This is a genomic window from Streptomyces mutabilis (genome assembly GCF_014649815.1).
Classification (GTDB): Bacteria; Actinomycetota; Actinomycetes; order Streptomycetales; family Streptomycetaceae; genus Streptomyces; species Streptomyces mutabilis.
In genome coordinates, this window is record NZ_BMTT01000129.1 from 1 (window position 1) to 780 (window position 780).

General features: G+C 72.2%; 1 protein-coding gene. It reads left to right on the top strand.

The genetic code is table 11. The features are described from left to right. Positions 1-111: 111 nt before the first annotated feature. On the top strand, positions 112-780 hold a 669-nt coding region (locus tag IE142_RS34995), incomplete at its 3' end, for a hotdog family protein (RefSeq protein ID WP_229831225.1).

Here is a 780-nt window from a genome sequence, read left to right on the forward strand (position 1 = left end):
GGGTCCACGCCGAGCCGAGGGGCCGCGCGGCTGCATCCCCTCGTCCACGAGAACACCTCCGACATGGCGGGGCAGCGCTTCACTTCCGTACTCGACGGTGATGCTCTGCGGGTGGGCGCACAGCTCGAGATGGCGCTCGTCGCGGCGCGACTCAGCACAGGCGCCGACCAGTGGCCGTACGAACTGCGCGACGTGGTCGTCGAAGGTCCCATCCCGCTGACCGAGGGCGGGCGGCGTGTCCACGTGTCCCTGTTCCCGGGCGCTGACGACATCGTCGAGTGGTCCGTGGAGACCGAGGACGAGGAGCCTGTGCTCGGCAGCAGCGGCCTGGCCCGGTGGGTGGCCGAGGCCGCGGCGGACCCACTCGATGTGGAGGCGGCCCGGGACCTCGGCACCCTGGTGGAGCTCGACGACAGTGCCGCAGAGGGCCTCACCCTGGTACCCGCGCAGGTGGACGCCGGCCTGGAGGCACTGTGCCGACAGCTCGGCGCGGACACGGACGCGGTGTCGGCCATCGGGACGGTACGCGTGCATGGCGTCGGGGCGGCCTCGTGGGCCGTCGTCGACGGCGGTGCCGGGGCCGTCCTCCTGTACCTACAGGATGGGACACCGCTGGTCGAACTCCTCGATGTCACCGTGTCGTCCGAGACCGAAACCGACACCGAGACCGAGGCGGAGCCGGAGACCGAGGCCGCTGAGGTGGTGCGGGAGGTCTCCGGTCCGGGCCGGCGTGCGGAGATGGCCGGCTGGTCGGTGGAGCAGTGCCTGGCGTGGGAGCTG